The sequence below is a fragment of the Sphingomonas sp. CFBP 13720 genome (assembly GCF_014842075.1).
Lineage (GTDB): Bacteria > Pseudomonadota > Alphaproteobacteria > Sphingomonadales > Sphingomonadaceae > Sphingomonas.
Window position 1 is genome coordinate 89,391 of record NZ_JACYVA010000007.1, and the last position, 24,572, is coordinate 113,962.

General features: G+C 65.7%; 23 protein-coding genes and 1 tRNA gene. 9 read left to right on the top strand and 15 right to left on the bottom strand.

Translation table 11 applies throughout. From position 1 onward, the window contains the following. Nucleotides 1-177: 177 nt before the first annotated feature. The 6 genes from IFT55_RS13985 to purU all read left to right on the top strand — a co-directional run bounded on the left by IFT55_RS13985 (nucleotide 178) and on the right by purU (nucleotide 7,180). Nucleotides 178-251 (top strand) — tRNA-Cys (locus IFT55_RS13985). Nucleotides 252-338: 87 nt separating this feature from the next. Continuing rightward, entirely contained in the window at nucleotides 339-659 is a 321-nt protein-coding gene (locus IFT55_RS13990) for a hypothetical protein (RefSeq protein ID WP_192092962.1), read from the top strand. Nucleotides 660-708: 49 nt separating this feature from the next. Next, a complete protein-coding gene (locus IFT55_RS13995) occupies nucleotides 709-1,956 on the top strand; it encodes a TolC family protein (protein ID WP_192092963.1) in 1,248 nt (415 codons plus the stop codon). Next, complete coding sequence (locus tag IFT55_RS14000; RefSeq protein ID WP_192092964.1) at nucleotides 1,953-3,089, top strand: efflux RND transporter periplasmic adaptor subunit; 1,137 nt, start codon at nucleotides 1,953-1,955, stop codon at nucleotides 3,087-3,089. Before IFT55_RS13995 ends, IFT55_RS14000 begins: the two co-directional genes overlap by 4 nt. A gap of 4 nt (nucleotides 3,090-3,093) precedes the next feature. Then, nucleotides 3,094-6,282, top strand: coding sequence for an efflux RND transporter permease subunit (locus tag IFT55_RS14005; protein WP_192092965.1), 3,189 nt, complete (start codon nucleotides 3,094-3,096; stop codon nucleotides 6,280-6,282). Nucleotides 6,283-6,322: 40 nt separating this feature from the next. Beyond that, complete coding sequence (gene purU / locus IFT55_RS14010; protein ID WP_192092966.1) at nucleotides 6,323-7,180, top strand: formyltetrahydrofolate deformylase; 858 nt, start codon at nucleotides 6,323-6,325, stop codon at nucleotides 7,178-7,180. Nucleotides 7,181-7,357: 177 nt separating this feature from the next. Here purU and IFT55_RS14015 read toward each other — a convergent pair whose 3' ends face one another. From IFT55_RS14015 to rpsB, 13 genes are all read right to left on the bottom strand, one after another. After that, on the bottom strand, nucleotides 7,358-7,672 hold the full coding sequence (locus IFT55_RS14015; protein WP_192092967.1) for a PilZ domain-containing protein: 315 nt from the start codon (nucleotides 7,670-7,672) through the stop codon (nucleotides 7,358-7,360). Nucleotides 7,673-7,755: 83 nt separating this feature from the next. Next, nucleotides 7,756-7,986, bottom strand: a complete 231-nt coding sequence (rpmE, locus tag IFT55_RS14020; protein WP_192092968.1) for a 50S ribosomal protein L31 — start codon at nucleotides 7,984-7,986, stop codon at nucleotides 7,756-7,758. A gap of 95 nt (nucleotides 7,987-8,081) precedes the next feature. Continuing rightward, complete coding sequence (gene fabZ / locus IFT55_RS14025; protein WP_192092969.1) at nucleotides 8,082-8,555, bottom strand: 3-hydroxyacyl-ACP dehydratase FabZ; 474 nt, start codon at nucleotides 8,553-8,555, stop codon at nucleotides 8,082-8,084. Then, a complete protein-coding gene (locus IFT55_RS14030) occupies nucleotides 8,555-9,178 on the bottom strand; it encodes an OmpH family outer membrane protein (protein WP_192092970.1) in 624 nt (207 codons plus the stop codon). The genes fabZ and IFT55_RS14030 overlap by 1 nt, the downstream gene beginning before the upstream one ends. Beyond that, nucleotides 9,178-11,922: an outer membrane protein assembly factor BamA gene (gene bamA / locus IFT55_RS14035; protein WP_192092971.1), complete on the bottom strand. Its 2,745-nt coding sequence runs from the start codon at nucleotides 11,920-11,922 to the stop codon at nucleotides 9,178-9,180. The genes IFT55_RS14030 and bamA overlap by 1 nt, the downstream gene beginning before the upstream one ends. Before the next feature lie 103 nt (nucleotides 11,923-12,025). Then, a complete protein-coding gene (locus IFT55_RS14040; RefSeq protein WP_192092972.1) occupies nucleotides 12,026-13,159 on the bottom strand; it encodes a M50 family metallopeptidase in 1,134 nt (377 codons plus the stop codon). Beyond that, a complete protein-coding gene (locus IFT55_RS14045) occupies nucleotides 13,156-14,313 on the bottom strand; it encodes a 1-deoxy-D-xylulose-5-phosphate reductoisomerase (RefSeq protein ID WP_192092973.1) in 1,158 nt (385 codons plus the stop codon). The genes IFT55_RS14040 and IFT55_RS14045 overlap by 4 nt, the downstream gene beginning before the upstream one ends. Beyond that, complete coding sequence (locus tag IFT55_RS14050) at nucleotides 14,310-15,116, bottom strand: phosphatidate cytidylyltransferase (protein ID WP_342029319.1); 807 nt, start codon at nucleotides 15,114-15,116, stop codon at nucleotides 14,310-14,312. Before IFT55_RS14050 ends, IFT55_RS14045 begins: the two co-directional genes overlap by 4 nt. Then, the gene (locus IFT55_RS14055) at nucleotides 15,113-15,808 is read right to left on the bottom strand and encodes an isoprenyl transferase (RefSeq protein WP_274604051.1); all 696 of its coding nucleotides are present in this window, start codon (nucleotides 15,806-15,808) and stop codon (nucleotides 15,113-15,115) included. Before IFT55_RS14055 ends, IFT55_RS14050 begins: the two co-directional genes overlap by 4 nt. 53 nt (nucleotides 15,809-15,861) lie before the next feature. Further along, nucleotides 15,862-16,419: a ribosome recycling factor gene (gene frr, locus IFT55_RS14060; RefSeq protein WP_192092974.1), complete on the bottom strand. Its 558-nt coding sequence runs from the start codon at nucleotides 16,417-16,419 to the stop codon at nucleotides 15,862-15,864. Nucleotides 16,420-16,450: 31 nt separating this feature from the next. Then, nucleotides 16,451-17,173 (bottom strand): UMP kinase, encoded by a 723-nt coding sequence (gene pyrH, locus IFT55_RS14065; RefSeq protein ID WP_192092975.1) that lies wholly within the window; start codon nucleotides 17,171-17,173, stop codon nucleotides 16,451-16,453. Nucleotides 17,174-17,327: 154 nt separating this feature from the next. Beyond that, entirely contained in the window at nucleotides 17,328-18,263 is a 936-nt protein-coding gene (gene tsf / locus IFT55_RS14070) for a translation elongation factor Ts (protein WP_192092976.1), read from the bottom strand. Between the two features lie 89 nt (nucleotides 18,264-18,352). Further along, nucleotides 18,353-19,174: a 30S ribosomal protein S2 gene (gene rpsB / locus IFT55_RS14075; protein WP_192092977.1), complete on the bottom strand. Its 822-nt coding sequence runs from the start codon at nucleotides 19,172-19,174 to the stop codon at nucleotides 18,353-18,355. Between the two features lie 257 nt (nucleotides 19,175-19,431). Between rpsB and IFT55_RS14080 the strand changes: the two genes are divergently transcribed. Further along, nucleotides 19,432-19,656: a hypothetical protein gene (locus IFT55_RS14080; protein ID WP_192092978.1), complete on the top strand. Its 225-nt coding sequence runs from the start codon at nucleotides 19,432-19,434 to the stop codon at nucleotides 19,654-19,656. Here IFT55_RS14080 and IFT55_RS14085 read toward each other — a convergent pair. Both IFT55_RS14085 and IFT55_RS14090 read right to left on the bottom strand, forming a co-directional pair. After that, nucleotides 19,619-20,386, bottom strand: coding sequence for a CDP-alcohol phosphatidyltransferase family protein (locus IFT55_RS14085; protein ID WP_192092979.1), 768 nt, complete (start codon nucleotides 20,384-20,386; stop codon nucleotides 19,619-19,621). The genes IFT55_RS14080 and IFT55_RS14085 overlap by 38 nt on opposite strands. Before the next feature lie 2 nt (nucleotides 20,387-20,388). Further along, nucleotides 20,389-21,120 carry a phosphatidylserine decarboxylase gene (locus tag IFT55_RS14090; RefSeq protein WP_192092980.1) on the bottom strand — a complete coding sequence of 244 codons (732 nt, stop codon included), beginning with the start codon at nucleotides 21,118-21,120 and terminating at the stop codon, nucleotides 20,389-20,391. Between the two features lie 131 nt (nucleotides 21,121-21,251). On the opposite strand from IFT55_RS14090, the gene IFT55_RS14095 reads away from it, so the two are divergent. Both IFT55_RS14095 and IFT55_RS14100 read left to right on the top strand, forming a co-directional pair. After that, entirely contained in the window at nucleotides 21,252-22,472 is a 1,221-nt protein-coding gene (locus IFT55_RS14095) for an NADP-dependent isocitrate dehydrogenase (RefSeq protein WP_192092981.1), read from the top strand. 109 nt (nucleotides 22,473-22,581) lie between these two features. Further along, on the top strand, nucleotides 22,582-24,354 hold the full coding sequence (locus IFT55_RS14100; RefSeq protein WP_192092982.1) for a cation:proton antiporter domain-containing protein: 1,773 nt from the start codon (nucleotides 22,582-22,584) through the stop codon (nucleotides 24,352-24,354). Nucleotides 24,355-24,572: the final 218 nt, after the last annotated feature.

Here is a 24,572-nt window from a genome sequence, read left to right on the forward strand (position 1 = left end):
CCAGCGCCCGCCAAGCGACGGCCGACGCATATTTATCGTGCCGAATGCATTTGCGTCCGAAACTGCTACTTCCGACCGTCAGACGGACGCGTGGCTTCGGCATGATCGTGAAAACTGGACCTGGCGGGTTGACGCGGACGCAAAACCCACGCATTTGCCCGCCTCCCACGACATCGAGGCGCGATGGCGGAGTGGTGACGCAGAGGACTGCAAATCCTTGCACCCGGGTTCGATTCCCGGTCGCGCCTCCAGTCGGTTTGCCGTTCGGCAACCGGCCATCGATCGCGGGTTCTCCAGCGCGACTGACATTCCGACATTCATGTGATAGCAGCCACGGCGTGACGCTGTTGCTCCGCCTGTTCGCCGTGTTGGCGTTGTTCGTGTCGATCGGCGCGCATGCGACGGAAGCACTGGGTTGTGCGGCCGCGATCGAAACCGTCGCGGCGCATGCAGCGGGCCAGCCCGACGCGGAACCCGACGAACCGGGCAAGGGCTGTGCACATTCGCATGCGAGTTGCCACGGCCATAATATCGCCGCGCCGATCGATGATGTGTTCGCCATCGTTCCGGCCGGTCCGACGGGCGTGCGGCCCGTCGCGCGCCATGCCGGACTGACCAGCGCGCGCATCGACCCCGCCCTGCGACCACCCCGCCCCTGACGACCCGCCGGCCGCGCGCCGGCCCCCGTGTCGTCAGGAGCCAAGTATCATGCATCATCTCATCGCGGCCATATTGGTCGCGAGCGCCTGTGCACCCGCACCGGCGCAGGTCGTCACCGTGCCCGCCGCCCCGCCGGTCCTCACACTCGCGGAGGCGCTCGACCGCGCCGGTATCGCCTCGCCATCGCGCGAGGCCGCCGACGCCGGACGACGCGCAGCCGATGCCGATCGCCGGATCGCAGCGCTGCGCCCCGACCCGTCGGTAACCCTGGAAACCGAGAATGTCGGCGGCAGCGGCCTGTATCGCGGCGTCCGCGCCGCCGAGACGACCGCCGCGCTCACCCTGCCGCTGGAACGCGGCGGCAAGCGTGGCGCACGCATCGCGTTTGCCAATGCGCGCATCGACCGCGCCGGGCTGGACGGCGATATCGCGCGGGCCGACCTGCGGCTGCGAGTGGTGCAGGCGTATATCGCCGCCGTCGCGACCCGACGCCGGCTGACGATCGCGCAGGATCAGGTCGGCATCGCTGGCGAAGCGCTGCGCGTCGCCGATGCGCGCGTCCGTGCGGGGCGAGCGTCCCCGCTGGAACGCCAGCGTGCCGACGTCCTCAGGCTCGCGGCCGAAGGTGCGCTCGAACGCGCAACGCGGTCGGCGCAGCTTGCCACCACCGTCCTTGCGCGACTGACCGACGGGCCGGTCGACGCGCTCGATCTTGACTGGTTCGACCGGCCGCCGACCGGCCTGTCCGACCGATCATTGTCCGGCACGCTGACCGCCGCCGCCGCAACGGCGGACGTCGCGACTGCCGACGCCGCAGTCCGGGTTGCCCGGAGTCGTCGCGTCCCGGACCTGACGATCAGTGCCGGGGCACGACGGCTGGAACAGACCAACGATATCGCCGCGATCGTCGGCGTGTCGCTTCCGATCCGCGTGTTCGATACCGGCAGCGCCGCCATCGAAGCCGCCGCCGCGCAACGCGAACGGGCGGACGCACTGCGCCGCGCCGCCTTGCTCGACGCCGAACTGGCGGTGGCCGGCGCGCAGGCCGATGCCGCGAACGCGGCAGTGACCGCGCGCAATGCGAACGGACCGGCGCTGGACGCGGCGGTCGAAGCGGCGCGGATCGCGCGGATCGGCTACCGCGAGGGGAAATTTCCGCAAATCGACCTGCTCGATGCCGAACGGACGCTGGCCGACACCCGCATGGCCGCGATCGATGCGCTTGCCACCCTTCATGACGCGCAGGCCCGGCTCGACCGGCTGACCGCGCCCGCCAACCGGGATACTCGCCGATGAACATCCGCCCCCTTGCCCTCGCGCTGGTGCTCGCACTCGGCGCATGCGGCGGCTCCGACGACGGCAACGCCTCTGCCGAAGCCGGCCACACCGACGATGGCCATGCCGCAACCCCCGACGCCGTCCGGCTGACCCCGCAACAGATCGCCGAAGCCGGTATCGAAGTCACCCGGCCGACCGTCGGCGGGGCCGCCGGCGCGATCGAAGTCAGCGCCGTGATCGAAGGCGATCCGCAGGGCGTTCAGGTCGTATCGGCCGCACTCGGCGGACGGATCGTGTCGCTGACCCGCAATCTGGGTCAGCCGGTCCGTCGCGGCGACACGCTGGCGATCATCGAAAGCCGCGAAGCGGCGTCGCTGAATGCCGAGGTCGAGGCGGCGCAGGCGCGCGCCGCACTCGCACAATCGAACCTTCGGCGCGAACAAAGGCTGTTCGCCGAACGCGTGTCCCCCGAGCAGGATCTGGTCGCGGCGCGTACCACCGCGATCGAAGCCGCGATCGCGCTGCGGCTCGCCCGGCAGCAAATGACGGCGACCGGCGGCGGTGGCGGAGCGCTCAACCGTGTCGCCATCCGCTCCCCGCTGGGTGGGCAGGTCATCGCCCGATCCGCGACGCTGGGCCAGACAGTGGCCGCCGACGCCGAACTCTATCGCGTCGCCGACCTGTCGCGCGCGACCGTCGCCCTGTCGCTGGTCCCCGCTGATGCCGGTCGCGTTCGTCCGGGTGCGCAAGTCGACATCACTGCGGCCGGACGGCGGCAGCGGGCGCGGATCAGCTTCGTCTCGCCGGTGCTGGACGAAACGACCCGGCTGGTGCCTGTGATCGCGACAATCGATAATCGTGCCGGGACGTGGCGCGTCGGAGAGACCGTCAGTGCATCCATCCTGATCCCACCGACCGGCGACCGGACGATCGCGGTGCCGTCCACCGCCGTCCAGATGATCGGAGACCGCCCCCATGTGTTCGTCCGCACCGCGACCGGGTTTACGGCGACGCCGGTCACGCTGGGTCGCACCAACGGCGGGATCGTGACGGTGGCCTCGGGGCTGGGTGGCGACGAGCGGATCGCGTCGACCAACTCGTTCATCCTGAAGGCGGAACTGGGCAAGGGCGCCGCCGGACACGAGGATTGATGCGATGATCGCCTATATCGTCACCCTGTCGGTCGAACGGCGCTGGCTGGTCGTGCTGCTGACCGCGCTGGCCGCATTCGCTGGCGCGCTCGCGCTCCAGCGGCTGCCGATCGATGCCGTGCCCGACATCACCAACAACCAGGTCCAGATCAACGTTCGCGCGCCGGGCCTGTCCCCCGACCAGATCGAGAAACAGGTCGCGTTCACGATCGAAACTGCCTTGGCCGGCATTCCCGGTCTCGACCATACGCGCTCGCTCAGCCGCAACGGCTTCGCGCAGGTGACGGCGGTGTTCGACGACGACGCCGACATCTATTTCGCCCGGTCGCAGGTCGCCGAACGATTGCGCTCTGCCGAACGAGAAATGCCCTACGGTGCCGTGCCCGACATGGGGCCGATCGCCACCGGTCTCGGCGACATCTTCATGTGGACCGTCGAGATGCGCGAACTGGACGAGGTGCGCCACCGCAACGGCGAACCCGGACTGCAAAAGGACGGCAGCTACATCACGCCGGAGGGCGACCATCTGGTCGACGGTGCGGATAAGGCGACGTATCTCCGCACGGTACAGGACTGGATCGTCGCGCCGTTGCTCAAGGGTACGCCGGGGCTGGCCGGGGTCGACAGCCTCGGCGGATATGCGCGCGAATATCTGGTGGTCCCCGATCTTCAACGCATGGCCGCGATGCGGATCACGCTGGACGATCTCGCGACCGCGCTGGAGCGCAACAACGTCAGCGCGGGGGCCGGCGTGGTGAACCGAAACGGCGAAGGACTGGCGGTCCGATCCGACGGCCGGATACGCAATGCCGACGAACTGGCGCGCACCGTCGTCGCCACGCGCGAAGGCGTGCCGGTGGTCCTGAACCAGATCGCGGTCGTCCGCACTGGCCATGCGCCCCGCACCGGATCGGCTTCGGAAAACGGACGTGAGGTCGTGGTGGGCACTGCCGTGATGCGGATCGGTGAGAACAGCCGGACGATTTCCTCTGCCGTGGCGGAACGGCTGGAGACGATCCGTCCGTCGCTGCCGGTCGATGTAATCGTTAAACCGGTGCTGAACCGTACCGATCTGGTCAACGCCACCATCGCCACAGTCGCGCGCAACCTTGCCGAAGGAGCGCTGCTGGTCATCGTCGTCCTGTTCGCACTGCTCGGCAATTTTCGCGCGGCGCTGATCGCGGCATTGGTCATTCCCGTCACGATGTTGCTGACTGCTACCGGCATGCTCCGCGCCGGCGTGTCGGCCAACCTGATGAGCCTCGGCGCGCTGGATTTCGGACTGATCGTCGACGGCGCGGTCATCATCGTGGAGAACGCGCTGCGCCGGCTGGGCGAAGCGCAGCATGGACGCGCCGAACCGCTGCCGCTGCGCCAACGGCTCGATATCGTCGCACGGTCGGCGCGGGAGATGATCCGTCCGTCGGTGTACGGACAGGCGATCGTCATCCTCGTCTACGCGCCGCTGCTCACCTTCACCGGGGTCGAAGGGCGGATGTTCGAACCGATGGCGCTGACCGTCATCATCGCACTGGCATTCGCCTTCGTCCTTTCGTTGACGTTCGTACCCGCCGCGCTTGCGATATGGCTGTCGCGGCCGGTCGAGGAAAAGGAAGGGCGCATCGTCTCGTGGTTGCGCCGCAGCTACGAACCGCGGCTCGACCGCGCGATGCGCCGTCCAAGGACCACGGTCGGCATAGCGCTGGCCGCGCTGGCGCTGGCGGGGGGGGCGTTCACGACGCTTGGGCAGGAGTTCCTGCCACAGTTGGACGAAGGCGACTTGCTGGTGCAGGCGATCCGTGTACCGGGCACGTCGGTCGACCAGTCGCAGGCGATGCAGTTCCAGGTCGAACGCGCCATTGCCCGCCAGCCCGAAGTCCGGCTGGCCTTCTCCCGCACCGGCACGTCGGAAATCGCGTCCGATCCCATGCCCGCGAACATCACCGACACCTTCGTCATCCTTAAACCCCGCGAGCAATGGCCCGATCCGTCGATGGCGAAGGCCGATCTGGTCGAAGCGCTGGAGGAACGGCTGTCGAGTCTGCCCGGCAATGCCTATGAGATCACGCAGCCGATCCAGATGCGGTTCAACGAGTTGATTGCCGGGGTACGCGGCGACATTGCGGTCAAAATCTTCGGTGACGACTTCGCCCGTATGAATGCGGCGGCACGCGACGTCGCGGCGGCACTGGGCAGCACGCGCGGCGCGACTGACATTCGTGTCGAACAGACCGAAGGGCTGCCAATGCTCGACATACGCCCCGATCGCACCACGCTGTCGCGTGTCGGCATCACGGCGGGCGACGTGCAGGACGTGGTCGCTGCCGCGATCGGCGGGCGTGAGGCGGGTATGGTATTCGAGGGCGACCGGCGCTTTCCGGTCGTGATCCGCATCGACGATGCCGCGCGGTCGGACCTTACCATGATCGGGCAACTGCCGGTGCCGACGCCGCAGGGTGCGTTCGTGCCGCTGTCCACCGTGGCGCGGATCGAGGTCGTCGACGGTCCCAACCAGATCAGCCGCGAGAACGGCAAGCGTCGCGTCGTGGTACAGGCCAACGTCCGGGGCCGCGACGTGGCAAGCGTCGTCGCCGATGCACAGGCAAAGATCACCGCCGACGTGACCCTGCCGCCGGGCACCTATCTGGAATGGGGCGGGCAGTTCGAAAACCTGGCATCGGCCCGCGATCGGCTGACCCTTGTCGTGCCGCTGTGCTTCGCGGTCATCATGCTGCTGCTGTACGGCGCGTTGGGATCGGTGCGCGATGCGGTGCTGGTCTTTACCGGCGTCCCGCTGGCGCTGGTCGGCGGCGTTTTGGCACTTGTGCTGCGCGGGATGCCCTTTTCGATCTCCGCCGCGGTCGGGCTCATCGCGCTGTCCGGCATCGCGGTGCTGAACGGACTGGTCATGATCAGTGCGGTCCACGATCTGCTCGCCGCCGGTGCTACGCGGGCGCAGGCGGCACGCGACGGCGCCACGTCGCGCCTGCGTCCGGTTGCCATGACGGCGCTGGTCGCCAGCCTCGGCTTCCTGCCGATGGCGCTGGGACATGGTGCGGGCGCGGAGGTGCAGAAGCCGCTGGCCACCGTCGTCATCGGCGGGCTGATCTCCGCCACGTTGCTGACGCTGTTCGTGCTGCCGACGCTGTACGCCCGGTTCGGCGGATGGCGCGCACCCGACGGCGCGCAATGAAGCGTTGCGCACACCGTCCGCCGCCCGCATGGAAGCGGCCATGACCGCCTATGTCCTGACCCTGTCGTGCACCGATCGCGTGGGCATCGTTGCCGCCGTCAGCGGCTATCTGGCCCGGATCGACGGCTTCATTCTCGACAGCCAGCAATATGCCGATCTGGATGCCGGCCGCTTCTTCATGCGCGTCGAATTCAAGGCGGCTGGGCCGGGCTTTCCCAACTCTGCTGCTACCTTACGTGACGGGTTCGCGGACATCGCCGCCGCCTTCGCGCTCGACTGGTCGCTGGACGCGAAAGATGCCCGCACCCGGTTGCTAATCGCGGTGTCGAAGGGCAGCCATTGCCTCAACGACCTGCTGCACCGGTGGAAGACCGGCGATCTGCCTGTGGATATCGTCGGCGTGGTGTCGAACCACGATACGCTGCGCGACCTTACCGAATGGCACAGCGTGCCGTTCCACTATCTGCCGATCGTCGACGGCGATCGCGTAGCACAGGAGGCGGCGATCGCGGCGATCTTCGATGCGACACAGGCCGGGTTGCTGGTGCTTGCCCGATATATGCAGGTGCTTGGCCCGGAACTGGCGCAGCGGCTGGCGGGGCGTTGCATCAACATCCATCACAGCTTCCTGCCCAGCTTCAAGGGTGCCCGCCCCTATGCCCGCGCGCATGAACGCGGCGTCAAGCTGATCGGCGCAACCGCGCACTATGTCACCGGCGATCTCGACGAAGGGCCGATCATTGAGCAGGCGGTCGAACGCGTCGACCATCGCGCGACCGAAGCCGACCTGATTCGCATCGGCCGGGATATTGAATCGCAGGTACTGGCGCGCGCGGTTCGTTGGGCAGCGGAGCGGCGCGTGTTCCAGAACGGGCACCGCACGGTAGTGTTTCGCTGATTGCAGCGCCGGCACGGGACCGCACGACGCCCGCCACCGGTTTACCTGTTGCGCGTGAGACGGCCGGCGATCTGCCCGGCGAAATCATGGCAGCGGCGATAGGTTCGCTCGGCCGCCGGTAGTCCGAACAGGCTGCCTTTGTATCGATTCCGATGCCACGATGCGGGCGCAGAACGATCAGCGGCCTAGTTCGACAAGCCGTTCGAAGTCGCTGTTGGACAGCGTGTCGACGAACTCGCACCCCGCTTCGAAATCGTCGGCGCGCAGGACGCGTACCGCGCGCGGCGGCGTGCCGGGCAGCGTCAGCCACAGCAGCACGCCCGGTTTCAGCGGAGAATAGGTTTGCAGGCGAACACCGTGGACCGACAGGCCGGTGACCTTGCACAGCGTGCGGTCGATGCCGCCCCTGCCGATACCCTCTTCCAACGGCACCGGCGCGCGCGAACGGCGGCGGCTGCCCGATTGGGCGGGTTCATATTCGGCCGTAAACATCGTTATCCATTCCACCCAAGGAACGGAGCGTAGCGCGCGACGGTAAAGGAGCCAAGCTTCCCGTCGCGCGCCACCATACCGGCTTACTTCTTGCCGAGCGTCAGCCCACCGAAACGCTTGTTGAAGCGTGCAACCTGGCCGCCCGCGTCGAGCATCTGACCACGGCCACCGGTCCATGCCGGGTGCGCCAGCGGATCGATGTCCAGCGTCATCAGATCGCCTTCCTTGCCCCAGGTCGAACGCGTCTCGAACACGGTGCCGTCGGTCATCTGCACCTTGATGGTGTGATAGGCGGGATGGGTGTCTTTTTTCATGGGTCTGCTCCGGACATGGCTGGTTCCGACCAGCCTGATAAAGGAAGGCGCGCCCGTACACGGACGCGCCCCCGATGGCAACCGATCGTACCTCGTTACGCCTTGGGCGGGTCGGCGATCATCGCGGTGAATTCGCATTCGGCCGCAAGGTCGCCGTCGATCCGCGCCTTGCCGGTGAACTTGCACACCCGCGAACGCTTCTGGACGAATTCCGCCTCCAGCGTCAGCAGTACGCCCGGTTCGACCGGCTTGCGGAACTTCACGCCGTCGATCGACATGAAATAGACCAGCTTGCCCGATCCCGCGAGGCCGAGGCTTTCGACCGCGAGGATGCCCGCGGCCTGCGCCAGCGCCTCGACGATCAGCACACCCGGCATGATCGGGCGGCCTGGGAAATGCCCCTGAAAAAACCCCTCGTTGATCGTCACCGCCTTGATCGCGGTGATCGACCGGTCGGGGATCAGTTCCACGACGCGGTCGACCAGCAACATGGGATAGCGATGCGGGATCGCCGCCATCACGCGCGTGATGTCGAACGGTCCGATCGACGCCGCCGCCCCGTCGCTCATCAGCGGCCGCGCGGTGCCGGGGTGGCGGCCGGTGCGGCACCCGGTGCCGGTGCGGCCGGGGCTGCCTGTGCCGGTGCGGTCACGCTGACGCTGGGCAGCTGTGCGTTGAGCGCGGTGAGCACCGCATCGGTGATCTCGACCGCCGCTGCGTTGTAGAAGGTGTTACCCTTCGACATGGCGACCGTCGCGCCGCGCTGCTGCGCGACGGTGCCGATCACCGTGACCAGCCGCTGACCGATCTGCTGCTGCACATAAGCTGCGTTGCGCTGAAGCTGCTGCTCCTGCGGCGCAAGCTGCTGCTGGATCTGCTGCTGACGCTGCTGGAAGGTACGGATGCGACCCTGAAGCGCGGCATCGGGGTTGCCGTTGGCGGCCTGCACCGCGGTCTGCAACGCCGTCTGCTCGGTCTGAAGCGGCTGGAGCAGCGAACGTGCCTGCGTTTCAAGCTGGGTCTGCTGCGCCTGCAACTGCGTGTTGGCGGCGCGGCATGCGGTGCAATCGCGCAGGATGCGGTCCGAATCGACCACGGCGATCTTCGCATCGGGCAGCGCCTGCGCGAGCGCCGGTGCGGCCGGAAGGGCGAAGGCGAGAGCGGCGACAGCCGCGTGGGTGAGCGTACGCATCAGAATTGGGTTCCTACGTTGAAAGTGATGAGTTTCTTGTCGTCGCCGGGCTGGCTGAGCAGCGCCTTCGCCAGATCGATTCGAAGCGGTCCGAACGGCGAGTTCCAGTTCACGCCGATGCCAATCGACAGGCGCGGTCGCGGCGAATCGCCGAGGAAGCGTTCGAGGAACGGCGGGGTGGTGACGGTAGCGATCGTGTTCGTCTCGCCGCCCGCGCAGGTGCCGCCCGCCGTGGTCGAATATCCGATCGAACAGGTCGTCTGGCGGAACGACGTGCTGCCGGTCGAGTCAGTGAACTGGTTGTTGTAGATCTGCAGCCCGTCGGTCGTCTTGCTCAACGTCGTCAGCGGCAGCAATGCCGGCGAACCATCGGCGTTGACGCGGGCCGATCCATCGGCGTTCGTCGCTTGCTGGAATGCGATCGTCGGAAGTGGACGGGTGACGCCGAACAGCGCACCCGCCTGAATGAAGATCGACGGCCGCAGCCCCAGTTCGGCGATACCAGATCCCAGCGGCGGTTCCAGTTCGATCTTGCCGAGATAATAGGCACGTCCGCCCAATGGATCGTCGATCACCTGATCGCGCGCGGTAATGAGCGTCTGGTCGCCGCCAGCAACCGACCCCGAATAGCTCAATCGCTGGACGCGGGGTCCAACGCCACGGATATCGAAACCACGGAACTGCGGTTCGCCCAGATAGAAGCGATCGACGATCCGCACCGGATCGATGCCTTCGCCCCGCTTCTTTTCCAGCGAATGGATGTATCCGCCTTCGATCCCGGCGGACAGCACGAACCCGCCGAGGTTCCAGTATTTGTCGAAATCACCGCGCACACGGGCATAGCGGACGTCCCCGCCCAGACCCGCGAAATCAAGACTGGTGACCAGACGCTGACCGCGCGACGGGCGAATGCGGTTGTTCAGATTGTCGAAAATCAGGTTCGCGCCGATCAGGCTGGTCAACCGGTCGCCGATCGCCTCGCACAGATAGCGCCCGGCCTTGGTCGGATCGCACTGGCCACCGGTAAAGAACGTCGCTTCGTCCAGCCCGACATTGTCCTGGCTGAGCTGATAGCGACCCGACATGGTCCAGAATTCGGTGAGCGGCACGCTGGCGACGATCTGGCCCCCGGTCGACACCTGCGAATAGGTGGTGTTGCGGTCGGACCCGATGAAGTTGAACGAATTGAAATCACGACGGAACAGCGTCCCGCCCAGCGCGATGTTCTGATCGAACAGATAGGGTTCGGTGAACCCGAGTTCGATCGACTTCGAATAGGTCGAATAGTTGACGCTGGCCTGGAGATCCTGCCCCTTGCCGCGGAAGTTGCGCTGACGAATCGATGCCTGAATGATGAAGCGTTCGAGGCTGGAGAAACCGGCCGACAGCGTCAATTCGCCCGTGGATTTTTCCTCCACGTTCGCGGCCAGCACGATCCGGTCGGGCGCGGACCCTTCCTTGCGCTCGATCTCGAACTTTTCCTGGAAATAGCCGAGCGAGTTGATCCGGTCCTGCGACCGCTTGATGAGGAATGCGTTGAACGCATCGCCTTCCGCGACGCGGAACTCGCGCCGGATCACCCGGTCCTGCGTCTGCGTGTTGCCGGTGATGTCGATGCGCTCGACATAGGTCCGGTTCGCTTCGGCGAGGAAGAAGCTGATCCCCATTATATGGGTTTCGCGGTCGGGCTGGAATTCGGGACGCACGTCGGTGAAGGCGTAGCCGAACAGACCGGCATATTCGCTCAACTGGTCGACGCTGTCCTCGACCTGCTTCGCGTTATACCAGTCGTCCTTCTTCATCGGCAGCGTTTTAGCCAGCGCCGCGCCATCGAAGTCACGGATTGCGCTTTCGACGGTCACATCCCCGAACTTGTACCGTTCGCCTTCCTCCACCACGTACGTGATGATGAAATCTTCCTTGTCCGGCGTCAGCTCGGCCACGGCGGAGATCACGCGGAAATCGGCATAGCCGTTCGTCAGGTAGAACTGGCGCAGCTTCTGCTGATCGGCGGACAAGCGGTCCTGATCGTAGCTGGTGGCGGAGCTGAACAGCCGCCACGGACGCGACTGCTTGGTGTACATCTCACCGCGCAGCGCGTCGTCGTCGAACACTTCGTTGCCGATGATGTTGATCTGACGCACTTTGGACTTGGCGCCCTCGGTCACTTCGAAAATTACGTCGACGCGGTTCTGGTCGAGCATGACCATCTTGGGCTCGACGCTGGCCGCAAACCGGCCCTGCCGGCGATACAGCTCGATGATCCGCGCAACGTCGGCACGCACCGCGGTGCGCGTGAAAATCTGCCGCGGCGCGAGCTTGATCTCCTTGGTGATCTTGTCGTCCTTCAGCCGCTTGTTGCCTTCCAGCACCACGCGGTTGATGATCGGGTTTTCGCGCACGCGAACCACGATGTCGCCGGTCTCGACGCCTTCGATCGACACGTCGGCCAGCAGGTCGGACGCCAGCAGATCCTTGATCGCCTGATCCAGCGTCTCCGCCGTGTACGGCGTGCCGGTGCGCAGCTTGGTATAGGACAGCACGGTTTCCGGCTCGATCCGCTGCGATCCCTCGACACGCAGCGTGCGGATCGTGCGGACCGGCGCGGGTGCCACGGCGGGTGCCACCGGCGCGGTCGCCGCAGGCGCCGGAACGGTCGTGCCGGAGGCCGGTGCCGGAACAGGTGTGGGCTGACCCTGCGCGAACGCCGCCGTGCCCGACAACATGGTGCCCGCGAGCAGCATGGCGCCCCGCGCGCCTAAAATCGAAAACTTGCTTGCCGTCACCAAACCCACCCCAACCGGAGGAACTTTTCCCACAGGACGCCCGCGCCCTGCCCTAACCCGGTCAACCGATCAAGCCGGCCAACCCGCGCCACACGCCGAACGCCCCCAGATCGTTCACCGTAACGAAGACCATCAATGCCAGTAGCACCGCCAATCCACCGCGAAACGCCCATTCCATCGCCCGCGCGCTGACCGGTCCGCGCCGGATCGCTTCGATCGCATAGAACATCAAATGTCCGCCATCCAGCATGGGAACTGGCAACAAGTTGATGAATCCCAGATTAATCGACACGAACGCAACGAACGACACCAGCGCGGGCCAGCCGAGCGAGAACTGCTCGCCCGACGTCTTGGCGATGCGTAGCGGCCCGCCCATTTCCTCGATCGATCGACGACCGGTGATGATCTGCCCAAGGCCGTCGATCGATCCGCGCAGGATCGATCCGACCAGCCGGACGCCGTGCCACGGTGCATCCCACAGCGGGACCGGCGCATAGACCGGTGTCGACCGCTCCACCCCGAACCGGCCGATTTTCGCTTCGTTACCAAAGCGATCGCGCTGCACAACTGCCGCGATCGTCGCCTCGGTCGACCGAGCGGTGCCATCGCGAAGATAGTCGACTTCGATCCGTTCGTTCGGCCGCAGCACGACGTAGAAGGACAGGTCCGAAAAGGTCTCGATCGACCGTCCGCCCATCGCGGTCACCCGGTCGCCGGCCTGCAAACCGGCGCGTTCGGCCGCGCTGCCCTCGACCACCCGCCCGACTGTCGCCGGGGTGCGATCGACGCCATAAGCGACCGCAAATCCGCCGAGGATCAACACCGCCAGCAACAGGTTCACCGCCGGTCCGGCTGCAACGATGATCGCGCGCTGCCATACCGGCTTCGCCTGAAACGTCTGCGCCCGCTCGTGCGGCGGCAGTTGCAGCCACGCCGCGTCGGGTTGCGACGCCGGGTTCATATCGCCCGCGAACCGGACATATCCTCCCAGCGGCAGCCAGCCGAAGCGCCAGCGCGTGCCACGACGATCGGTGAAACCGGCGATCTCCCGCCCGAAACCAATCGCGAACGCCTCCGCCTTCACCCCGAACCAGCGACCGGCGACGTAGTGTCCGAGCTCGTGGAGGAACACGAGCGGTCCGAGCACCAGCAGGAACCCGATGATCGTGATCAATAACCCGGGAGTTTCGATCAAGCGGCGCAATCCTTCACACGCTGCCGTGCCAATGCACGCGCTTCCGCATCGACGGCGAGTACCGCGTCGAGCGTCTGCGGACCCGGCGGGTCGTAGCGATCCAGCACATCGCCGACGATTGCGGCAATTTCGAGGAAACCGATCCTCTGCGTCAGAAACGCCTCGACCGCGACCTCGTTCGCGGCGTTCAGGATCGCGGGGCGCCCTCCGCCCGCCGACAGGGCGGCCCGGGCCAGCGCCAGTGCCGGGAACCGCACCATGTCCGGCGCCTCGAAATCCAGACGCCCGATCCGGGCAAGGTCCAGCCGCTCGCACGGCGTCGCCATCCGGTCGGGCCATGCGAGCGCGTGTGCGATCGGAATGCGCATGTCGGGCGATCCCAACTGCGCCAGCGTCGACCCATCGACATATTCGACCATCGAATGGATCACCGACTGCCGGTGGACCAGTACGTCGAGTTGATCCGCAGCGACGGGGAACAGGTGGAACGCCTCGATCAGCTCCAGTCCCTTGTTCATCATCGTCGCCGAATCGACGGAGATCTTGGCACCCATCGACCAGTTCGGATGCGCGACCGCCTGCGCCGGCGTGATCCCACGCATCTCGGCCAGCGACCGCTCGCGAAACGGTCCTCCGCTCGCCGTCAGGATGATCCGACGAATGCGTTCGGGGGGACAGTCGTCGAGGCATTGGAAGATTGCATTATGCTCGCTGTCGACCGGCACCAACGTGGTGCCGGCCCGTCCGGCCGCCGCCATCATCACCTCGCCCGCCGATACCAGCGCTTCCTTGTTCGCCAGCGCCACCGCGCCGCCGCGCTCCAGCGCCGCCATGACCGGACGCAGACCGGCGGTGCCGACGATCGCCGCCATCGTCCAGTCGACCGGCAGCGCGGCGGCATCGATCACCGCCTGCGCGCCGCCGGTCGCCGTAATGCCGGTGCCCGACAGCGCTTCGCGTAACGCGGGCAAGCAGGATTCGTCGCCGATCACCGCCACCGCCGCGCCCACCCGGATCGCCGCCGCGGCAAGCTTCGCAACGTCGCGATGCGCGGTCAGCGCCTCGACCGAGAACTGGTCCGGCGCACGTTCGATCAGGTCGAGCGTGGACGACCCGACCGAGCCGGTCGCGCCAAGGATAGTGATCCGCTTCATGCCAGGTATCGTGCCGCCTCGACCATCAATGCCGCAGCCGGCGCGACAGGCACCAGCCCGTCCAGCCGGTCCATCACCCCGCCATGTCCCGGCAGGATGTTTCCCGAATCCTTGACCCCGGCGGCGCGTTTCAACTGGCTCTCATACAGATCGCCGACCTGCGCCAGCACCGCCAGCACCGGCGTCGCCAGCACGAGGTGGAGCGGCAGTCCGGCATACTGTAAGCCACCGCCCAGCACGCTCGCCGCGATCACCCCGCCGATCAAGCCAGCCCAAGTCTTGTTCGGACTGATCTTTGGCGCCAGCTTCGGTCCACCGATCGTCCGACCGGAGAAATACGCACCGATATCGCACGCCCAAACCAGCGCCATCGCCCAGAAGGCGAGAAGCAGGCCGTCCGCCTGCGCGCGAAGCAGCACCACCGACAATGCCGGCAATCCGCAATAGACGATGCCGCGCGCCAGCGCGGGGGAGCGCGTGACGGCGACGACGAAGAACGCCGCGCCCGCGATCAGGCCGAGCGTCAGGAACCCCGGCCCCGCTGCCCATGGCGACAGGATCGCCAGTGGAACCATCAGCGCGAACTGCGCCAGGCGCTTGTGCTCGCGCGAAATTTGGTGAAGGTCGGCCCATTCGGCCATCATGAACAACGTGCCGACCGTCACCAGCAGCCAGAAACCGAACCCGCCGATCCACAACGCCAGGGCGGCGACCGCGATCATCGCGATACTGGCGAGCGTCCGGGTGGCGAGGTCCGATTTGCGCCGGGCGACCGGATCGGACGAAACGGGATCGGTCGTCACAGGCCCCCGAACCGCCGCTGCCGCCGCCCGAACGCGGCGACCGCATCGGCCAGCGCGGCACCGTCGAAATCGGGCCACAACGTCTCGACGAACAGCAACTCGGCATAGGCCGCCTGCCACAACAGGAAGTTCGATAGACGCTGTTCGCCCGAGGTGCGGATCATCAGATCTAGCGGCGGCAACCCCTGCGTATCAAGCTCGCGATCGATCGCCGCTTCGTCGATCGCCTCGACCGGCATGCCCGCCGCCACCCGCTCGGCGAGACGCCGGGCGGCGCTGACCAGTTCGGCCTGCGCGCCGTAATTAAGCGCGATCGCGAGGATCGGCCCGTCATTCGAAGCGGTACGTGCGACGGCATCGTCGATCAGCCGAACCAGATCGTCCTGCAACACGCGGTAGTTGCCCAGAATGCGCAGCCGAACGCCTTCGCGCACCATCGTATCGATTTCATTGCGCAGGAAGTGACGCAGCAACCCCATCAGGTCGCCGATCTCTTCCTCTGGCCGGCGCCAATTCTCGGAGGAGAAGGCGTACAGCGTCAGCGCCTCGATCCCGAGTTCGCGCGCCGCACGCGTCACCCGACGCAGCGCTTCCACGCCCTGTCGATGACCGGCGATCCGCGGCAACCGCCGGGCCTTCGCCCAGCGGCCATTACCGTCCATGATGATCGCCACATGACGCGGAACGGGCAGCGCCGGGTCCGGCCCATTGGCCGCCTCGGCCGGCGCATGCGCGGCGAACCGGGTCACTTGCCGAGGATTTCCTTTTCCTTCGCCGTCGCCGCCGTGTCGATATCGGCGATGGTGGCGTCGGTCAGCTTCTGCACCTCGGTTTCGTGGCGCTTGCGCTCGTCCTCGGAATAGACGCCCTTCTTCTCGTCGGTCTTCAGCCCTTCCATGCCGTCGCGACGCACGTTGCGCACCGCAATCCGGGCTGCTTCGGCGTATTTGCCGGCAAGCTTGGCCAGTTCCTTGCGACGATCCTCGGTCAGGTCGGGGATCGGAAGCCGCAGCGTCTGACCGTCGACGATCGGGTTAAGGCCCAACCCCGCCGAACGGATCGCCTTGTCCGCCGGCCCGACATTGCCCTTGTCCCACACCTGTACCGACAGCATTCGCGGTTCGGGCGCCGAAACGGTCGCGATCTGGTTCAGCGGCGTATGCGCGCCGTACACTTCGACGGTCACCGGATCGAGCAGCGATACCGATGCGCGACCGGTGCGCAGCCCGGCGAGATCGCCCTTGAGCGATTCGACCGCGCCGGCCATGCGGCGCTCCAGATCGGCCTTGTTATATGCGGCCATAGATACTTCCTTTGCTTATCCGAAACAGGGATCAGGCGTCATTCTGGACGGTCGTCGACACGCCCTCGCCCGCGAGCACCGCGGCAAGATTGCCTTCGTCGCGAATGTTGAAGACGACGATCGGGATATTGTTGTCGCGGCACAGCGCCACGGCCGACGCATCCATCACTTTCAGGTCGTCGGCCAGCACGCGGTTGAAGCCCAGCGTCTCGTACCGCTTGGCCGTCGGCACCTTTTTGGGATCGGCGTCATAGACGCCGTCGACGCTGGTGCCCTTGAACAGCGCTTCGCAGCCCATCTCGGCGGCGCGCAGCGCGGCGGTGGTGTCGGTGGTGAAGAACGGGTTGCCGGTGCCCGCCGCAAAGATCACGACGCGACCCTTCTCCATATGCCGCACCGCGCGCCGACGGATATAGGGTTCGCAGACCGACGCCATCGGGATAGCCGACTGCACGCGGGTCTCGACGCCGATGCGCTCCAGCGCGTTCTGCATCGCCAGCGCGTTCATGACGGTGGCCAGCATCCCCATATAGTCGGCGCTGGCCCGGTCGAACCCCTGCGCGGCACCGGCAAGGCCACGGAAGATATTGCCGCCGCCGACGACGACGCACAGGTCGTGCCCTTCGCTGCGCGCCGCCTGTATCTCACGCGCGACGCGGTCGCACATTGTTGTGTCGATGCCATACTGGCCCGATCCCATCAGGACTTCGCCCGACAGTTTCAGAAGGATACGATTGAAACGGGGACGGGTCATGAAACCTGCGATATTGGGGGGCGGGAGCGCGGCGGACCCTAGACGCGGGCGTGCGGGATGCCAAGCGGCCTTTGCCGGGCCGCACGACGTCCGACATGAAACGGGCCGCGCGAATTGCTTCGCGCGGCCCGTTCGAACGACACTGGCTTGACGCTTACTTGGTCAGTCCGGCCGTCGCGGCGACTTCGGCGGCGAAGTCGCTTTCTTCCTTTTCGATGCCCTCACCCAGCTGGAAGCGGACATAGTCGGTCAGCACGATCGTCGTGCCGGCTGCCTTGGCGGCGCTGGCGACGACGTCGCCGACCGGGGTCTTGCCGTCCATCACGAACGCCTGGGTCAGCAGCGCGTTGTCCTTGCGGAACTTCTCGACCGGGCCGTTGATGATCCGCGCGGCAACCTCTTCCGACTTGCCGGCGATCTTGTCCGCGTTGCGCTCGCGCGCGATGGCGGCTTCACGCTCGACGATCGCAGGGTCGATACCCTCTGCATTCAACGCCAGCGGGAATGCCGCCGCGATGTGCATCGCAATCTGCTTGCCCAGCGGTTCGAGAACATCGGCACCCGCATCCGACTCGAGCGCGACCAGCACGCCGATCTTGCCGAGGCCGGGTGCAGCGGCATTGTGAACGTACGGGATCACCGCGCCCTGCTTCACTTCGACGCGCTTCGCACGACGCAGCACCTGATTTTCGCCGATGGTCGAGATGTTGGCGACCAGTGCGTCCTCGACCGTGCCGCCCTGCGGCATCGACTGCGTCTTGAGCGTTTCGATATCGTCGCCGGTTTCAAGCGCGATCGCGGTCACGTCGCGCACGAAGCCCTGGAACTGTTCGTTCTTTGCGACGAAGTCGGTCTGGCTGTTCACCTCGACCGCGATACCCTTGGTCCCGGCAACGGCGATGCCGACCAGACCTTCGGCAGCGGTACGGCTCGACTTCTTGGCGACGGCGGCAAGACCCTTGGTCCGCAACCAATCGATCGCGGCTTCCATGTCGCCGCCATTCTCGGTCAACGCCTTCTTGCAATCCATCATGCCGGCGCCCGAGCGCTCACGCAGTTCCTTGACGCCTGCGGCGGTTACTTCTGCCATGATCGGCTCCTATTGGTTTGAATGTGCGTACGGGCGAAGCAGTGCGTGAAAAACGCCCTGCCCCGCCCGCAAGTCAGGTCCGTGACAGGTCAGGCGTCGATCTGACGCTCGCCCTCGGCAGCGGTTTCCGGCGTGGTCGCAGCGGCAGGATGTTCCGGCTCGCTCAGCGCTTCCTCGGCCGGCGGTTCGTCCATCGCACCCAGATCGCGACCCGAATGCGCCATCGCTTGCTGTCCGCCACGCGTCGCGGCGATCGCGATCGCCTCGCAATACAGGCGGATGGCGCGGCTGGCGTCGTCATTGGCGGGCACCGGGAAGGCGATGCCGTCCGGCGACACGTTCGAGTCGAGGATCGCAACGACCGGGATACCCAGCGTGTTGGCTTCCTTGATCGCCAGCTCTTCCTTGTTCGCATCGATCACGAACATGATGTCAGGAATGCCGCCCAGATCGCGGATGCCGCCGAGCGAAAGCTCCAGCTTGTCCTTCTCACGCGTCAGGTTCAGCACTTCCTTCTTGGTCAGGCCGTGCGTGTCGCCCGAAAGCTGCTCTTCGAGCGCCTTCAGACGCTTGATCGACTGCGAGATCGTCTTCCAATTGGTGAGCATGCCGCCCAACCAGCGATGGTTCACGAAATGCTGGCCCGAACGACGTGCGGACTCGGCGATCGGCTCCTGAGCCTGACGCTTGGTGCCGACGAAAAGGACCTTGCCTCCCGACGCGACGGTCGACGACACGAATTCCAGCGCGCGGGCGAACAGCGGCACGGTCTGCGACAGATCAAGGATGTGAACGCCGTTGCGATCACCGAAGATGTAAGGCTTCATCTTCGGGTTCCAGCGATGCGTCTGGTGCCCGAAATGCGCGCCCGATTCGAGCAACGCCTGCATGGTGACGACGGGTGCCGCCATAGGATAATTCCTTCCGGTTGAGCCTCTGGGAAGCAGGAACCCCATCAGGCCGAAGGCCGGGGCACCGGGTTATGCGCTTCCCATGTGGGGTTGAGAGGTGCGCCATTAGCCGATCGCATCGTTGCGATCAAGGCTTGACGGGGAGAACGATATAGGAACATACAGTGTTCAGACGATGATCGTGGAACCGGAAACGCGACGGGTGGTTCCGTCCGTTGCGTTTTCCATGATTAACCATGGACACGGGGAGTTAAGAGATGGCCCTGCTCGCTTCAGTGATGTTTGCTTTTGCGTTCCTCGTCGCATTCGGTGCGATCGTGGGAACGATACTGCCGGCGCGGGAACGCATCCTGCGGCTTCTGATGGCCGGGCCGGAATGGACGATCGAGCCGCTGCCGCCGGTGCGGCTGACATCGCGCCGTGGTGTCATCCATCAGCGGATGGTCACGCCTTCGACGGTGCCGCTTCGCGCAGCCGCCTGACGCGGGAATAGCTGCGGATACTGAACGGGAGGGTCGCGAGGTAGGCCACGCAGACCACCGTCAGCGTCTGCCATGGTGCCGATACCAGTGCCGCAGCCACGACGACGACCGCGACCAGCGCCTCGAACCGGATGTTGCGGCGTAGCTTGAGCGACGACCAGCTGAACGTCGCAACGCTCGACACCATCAGGAATGCGATGAGCGCAACCCACGGTGCCACGATCCATGGCGAGCGGAAGATCGCCTCGTCGCTCCAGATCCAGATATAGAGCGGCAGCATCGCCAGCCCTGCGCCCGCCGGTGCCGGGATGCCGGTCAGGAACCCGGCGGATTTGTGTGGTTGTTCCGCCACGTCGATACTGGCGTTGAAACGCGCGAGGCGCAGTGCCGTGAATACGGCATAGACCAGCGCGACGATCCAGCCGATGCGCGGTTCGGTCATCAACGACCACAGATACATGATCAGCGCCGGGGAAACGCCGAACGATATTGCATCCGACAGCGAATCGAGTTCTGCGCCGAACCGGCTTTCGCCGCGCACCAGACGGGCGACGCGACCGTCGATGCCGTCGAGTACGCCCGCGAGCAACACCATCAGCACCGCCCGCTCCCATTCGCCGCCGATGGCGAACCGGATGCCGGTAAGGCCCGAACAGAGTGCCAGCGCCGTGACGGCATTGGGTGCGATCGCGCGCAGCGGGATGCCGCGGCCTGGCAGAGGGCGTCGCATGGTTATTGTGCAATCCCGATGACGGCAGGCATCGCAGGCCGCCCGAGGATGGTTTCACCGGCGATGCTGCGCTGACCCAGCGCGACCTGCGGCTCGATACCTTCGGGCAGATACACGTCGACGCGGCTTCCGAAGCGGATCAGCCCGATCCGTTGACCCGTCGCGACGATATCCCCCGCCTTGGCGAAGGCCACGATGCGACGCGCGACCAGTCCGGCGATCTGGGTGAAGCCGACCCGTTGTCCGTCATGCCCCTCCACCACGAAATGCTGGCGCTCGTTCTCGTCGCTCGCCTTGTCGAGATCGGCGTTCAGGAATTTGCCGGAGATATAGATCACTTGGCGGATCGTTCCGGCGATCGGCGTGCGGTTGATGTGCACGTCGAAGACCGACATGAAGATCGACACGCGCATCATCGACCCTTCGCCAAGCCCGTTCGAACCACGAAGTTCGGGCGGAAGATCGACGCGCTGGACCATCGTGACCAGCCCATCGGCCGGCGCGACGATCAGCCCCTCGCCCTGCGGCGTCGCGCGGATGGGGTCGCGAAAGAAGGATGCGACCCACAACGTCACCAATGCCATGGGCCACGCCAGCGTTTCCCACGCCATGAACGCAAGGAACGCGGTGATTGCGGCGGCGATCAGGACGTATTTGCGTCCTTCAGGGTGGACGGAGGGCCAGCGCCACTTGACGGTCGTGGTGCCGACCGCGGGCTGTTCGAGCGATGCCATGAAGCGTGGTGTACCCAAGCCGGGCCGTGCTGACAACCACATCGCCGAGCAAGGGCCGGGCCGCACCGGTTGATCGCAGACGACGCAACCCGTAAGGCCGACACAATTCCAACCATATCGAGAGCACGCGCATGGCGAAGATCAAGGTCAAAACTCCGGTCGTTGAGATCGACGGCGACGAAATGACCCGCATCATCTGGGCATGGATCCGCGAGCGTCTGATCCAGCCCTATCTGGAAATCGACCTCGACTATTATGATCTGGGCATCGAGAAGCGCGACGAGACCGACGACAAGATCACGGTCGACAGCGCCAAGGCGATCCAGCGCTATGGCGTGGGTGTGAAGTGCGCCACGATCACCCCCGACGAACAGCGCGTCGAGGAATTCGGCCTGAAGAAGATGTGGCGTTCGCCCAACGGGACGATCCGCAACATCCTCGGCGGTGTGGTGTTTCGCGAGCCGATCGTCATATCCAACGTCCCGCGCCTGATCCCCGGCTGGACCAAGCCGATCGTCGTCGGCCGCCATGCGTTCGGCGACCAGTACAAGGCGACCGATTTCAAGGTCCCCGGTGCCGGCAAGCTGACGATGAAGTGGGAAGGCACCGACGGCCAGACGATCGAGGAGGAAGTGTTCGACTTCCCCGCCGCCGGCGTCGCAATGGGCATGTACAATCTGGACGAATCGATCCGCGACTTTGCGCGCGCTTCGATGAATTACGGCCTTGGCCGTGGCTGGCCGGTGTACCTGTCGACCAAGAACACGATCCTGAAGGCCTATGACGGCCGGTTCAAGGACATCTTCGAAGAGGTGTTCGCCGCCGAATTCAAGGACCAGTTCCAGGCAGCCGGCATCGTCTACGAACATCGTCTGATCGACGACATGGTCGCCAGCGCGCTCAAGTGGCATGGCGAGTTCGTCTGGGCGTGCAAGAACTATGACGGCGACGTGCAGTCGGACCAGGTCGCGCAGGGCTTCGGTTCGCTGGGGCTGATGACGTCGGTCCTGATGTCGCCGGACGGCAAGACGATCGAGGCGGAAGCCGCGCATGGCACGGTCACGCGCCACTATCGTCAGCATCAGCAGGGCAAGGCGACGTCGACCAACCCGATCGCGTCGATCTTCGCATGGACCGGCGGCCTGAAGTATCGCGGCAAGTTCGACGACACGCCCGACGTGACGCGGTTCGCCGAGACGCTGGAGCGCGTGTGCATCGAAACGGTCGAAGCCGGCCACATGACGAAGGATCTGGCGATCCTGATCGGCCCGAACCAGCCGTGGATGACGACCGAGCAGTTCTTCGAACAGGTTCGCGTCAACCTCGAAAGCGCGATGGGTTCGCAGGGCTGATCCCTTTGCCCCGACGCGCCTGACGACGGCGTCCGTTCCCTTTAGCGGGACGGACGCCGTTTTCGTGTTCGTGGTTGCGGCGACCGTGCCGCTTCCGCAACAATAGGGCATGCCGTTACCGATCGATTCGACGCCGTTCAGCGATTCGCTGGTCATCCTGGGAGCCGCTGGCCTCGTCATCCCCGCCTTCGCCCGGTTTCGCGTCAACCCGGTGATCGGTTTCATTCTGGTCGGCATCCTGGTCGGGCCGTTCGGACTGGGGCAATTGGTCCCCTATGCCCCGTGGCTGTTCCACGTCACGATCACCGACCGGCATTCGATCGAACCCTTCGCCGAATTTGGCATCATCCTGCTGCTGTTCTCGATCGGGCTGGAACTGTCGTTCAAGCGGCTGTGGGCGATGCGCAGGCTGGTGTTCGGGCTGGGCGCGGCGGAGCTGTTCGGATCGGGCCTGCTGATCGGCCTCGCGCTGCTGTTGCTGGGACAGGCCAGCGCGGGCGCGATCGGTCTGGGCCTCGCGCTGGCGCTGTCGTCGACCGCGCTGGTGCTGCCGATGGCGGGGACGACCGGGCCGGTCGGACGGACGGCATTCGCGATGCTGTTGTTCGAGGATCTGGCGCTGGTGCCGATCATCTTCGCGCTGGGCGCGCTGGCGCCGGCCGCGCAGGATGGCGGCTGGTCGAACCTTGGCATGACTGCGCTGTACGGCGGACTGAGCGTGATCGCGCTGTACGGTGCAGGCCGCTTCTTCCTGCCGAAGCTGTTCGCGCAGGCGGCGCGAACCAAAAGCCCCGAACTGTTCCTGTCGGCCAGCCTGCTGGTGGTAATTGTCGCCAGCCTCGTCACCACCGCCGCAGGCCTGTCGCCGATCGTCGGTGCGCTGCTGGCAGGACTCCTGATCGCCGAAACCGAATATCACAGCGAGGTCGAGGTCATCACCGCGCCGTTCAAGGGACTGGCGCTGGGCGTGTTCCTCATCACCATCGGCATGAGCCTCGATCTGGCGACGATCGCGGACAACTGGCCATCGCTGCTCGGGGCCATCGCCGGAGTCGTGGTGGTGAAGTCGGTGGTGACGACGCTGCTGCTCCGCATCAACGGCGTACGCACCGGCACCGCGACCGAAACCGGCCTGCTGATGGCAAGCCCTTCCGAGACGACGCTGATCGTGCTGGCTGCGGCGACGCAGGCGCAGTTGATCCTGCCGTCGACTGCCGCCTTCTGGCAGACCGTGACCGCGATCGGACTGACGATCACGCCATTGCTGGCGATGCTGGGCAAACGGGCATCGCGCCGGATCGAAGGGCGTACCGGCGGTGAGGAGCCCCCACCCCCGGCGACGACATCGGGTGTGGTCATCATCGGGTTCGGCCGGGTCGGACGCCTGATCGCGGAAATGCTGAAGGTTCACGGCAAGCCGTACATTGCGGTCGATTCGGACATCGACAACGTCGCGCAGGCGCGGGCGGAGGGGCACCCGATCCTGTTCGGCGACGTATCTCGATCCGAACTGGTCGACCGGCTGGACCTTGGCCGCGCGACCGCGCTGGTGCTGACGATGGACGATCCGGTACTGACCGTCCGGCTGACCAAGCGGGTTCGCGGATGGGTGCCCAACCTGACCATCCTCGCCCGGGCGCGCGATGCCGGCCATGCGGCGGAACTCTATGCCGCCGGAGTCAGTGACGCGGTGCCCGAAACGCTGGAAAGCTCGCTGCAACTTTCCGAAGCCGTGCTGGTCGATCTGGGCGTTGCGATGGGGCCGGTGATCGCGTCGATCCACGAAAAGCGCGACGAGTTGCGCCAGTCGATCCGGGCGCAGGCGAGCCTCGAACGCGAGCCGCGCATCCGGCGGCTGCGGCGCATGGATGAATCGGTCTGAACCGGCCAAAGGTCACAAAAGTCACACTCGTGGCGCATTTGTATTTGTATGTCGCCGGGCGGGAAACGACGGTACGAACGGGTAGCCGATTGAACGAACCCGTCGAGGATATCGAGCGAGCCCACTGTAGGAAAGTGGCGCGAGCAACATAGTCTAACCTATTGATAACGCGGTAGAATGACCGATAACCCGAAGCGCGATTTGCCTATGGACGTATG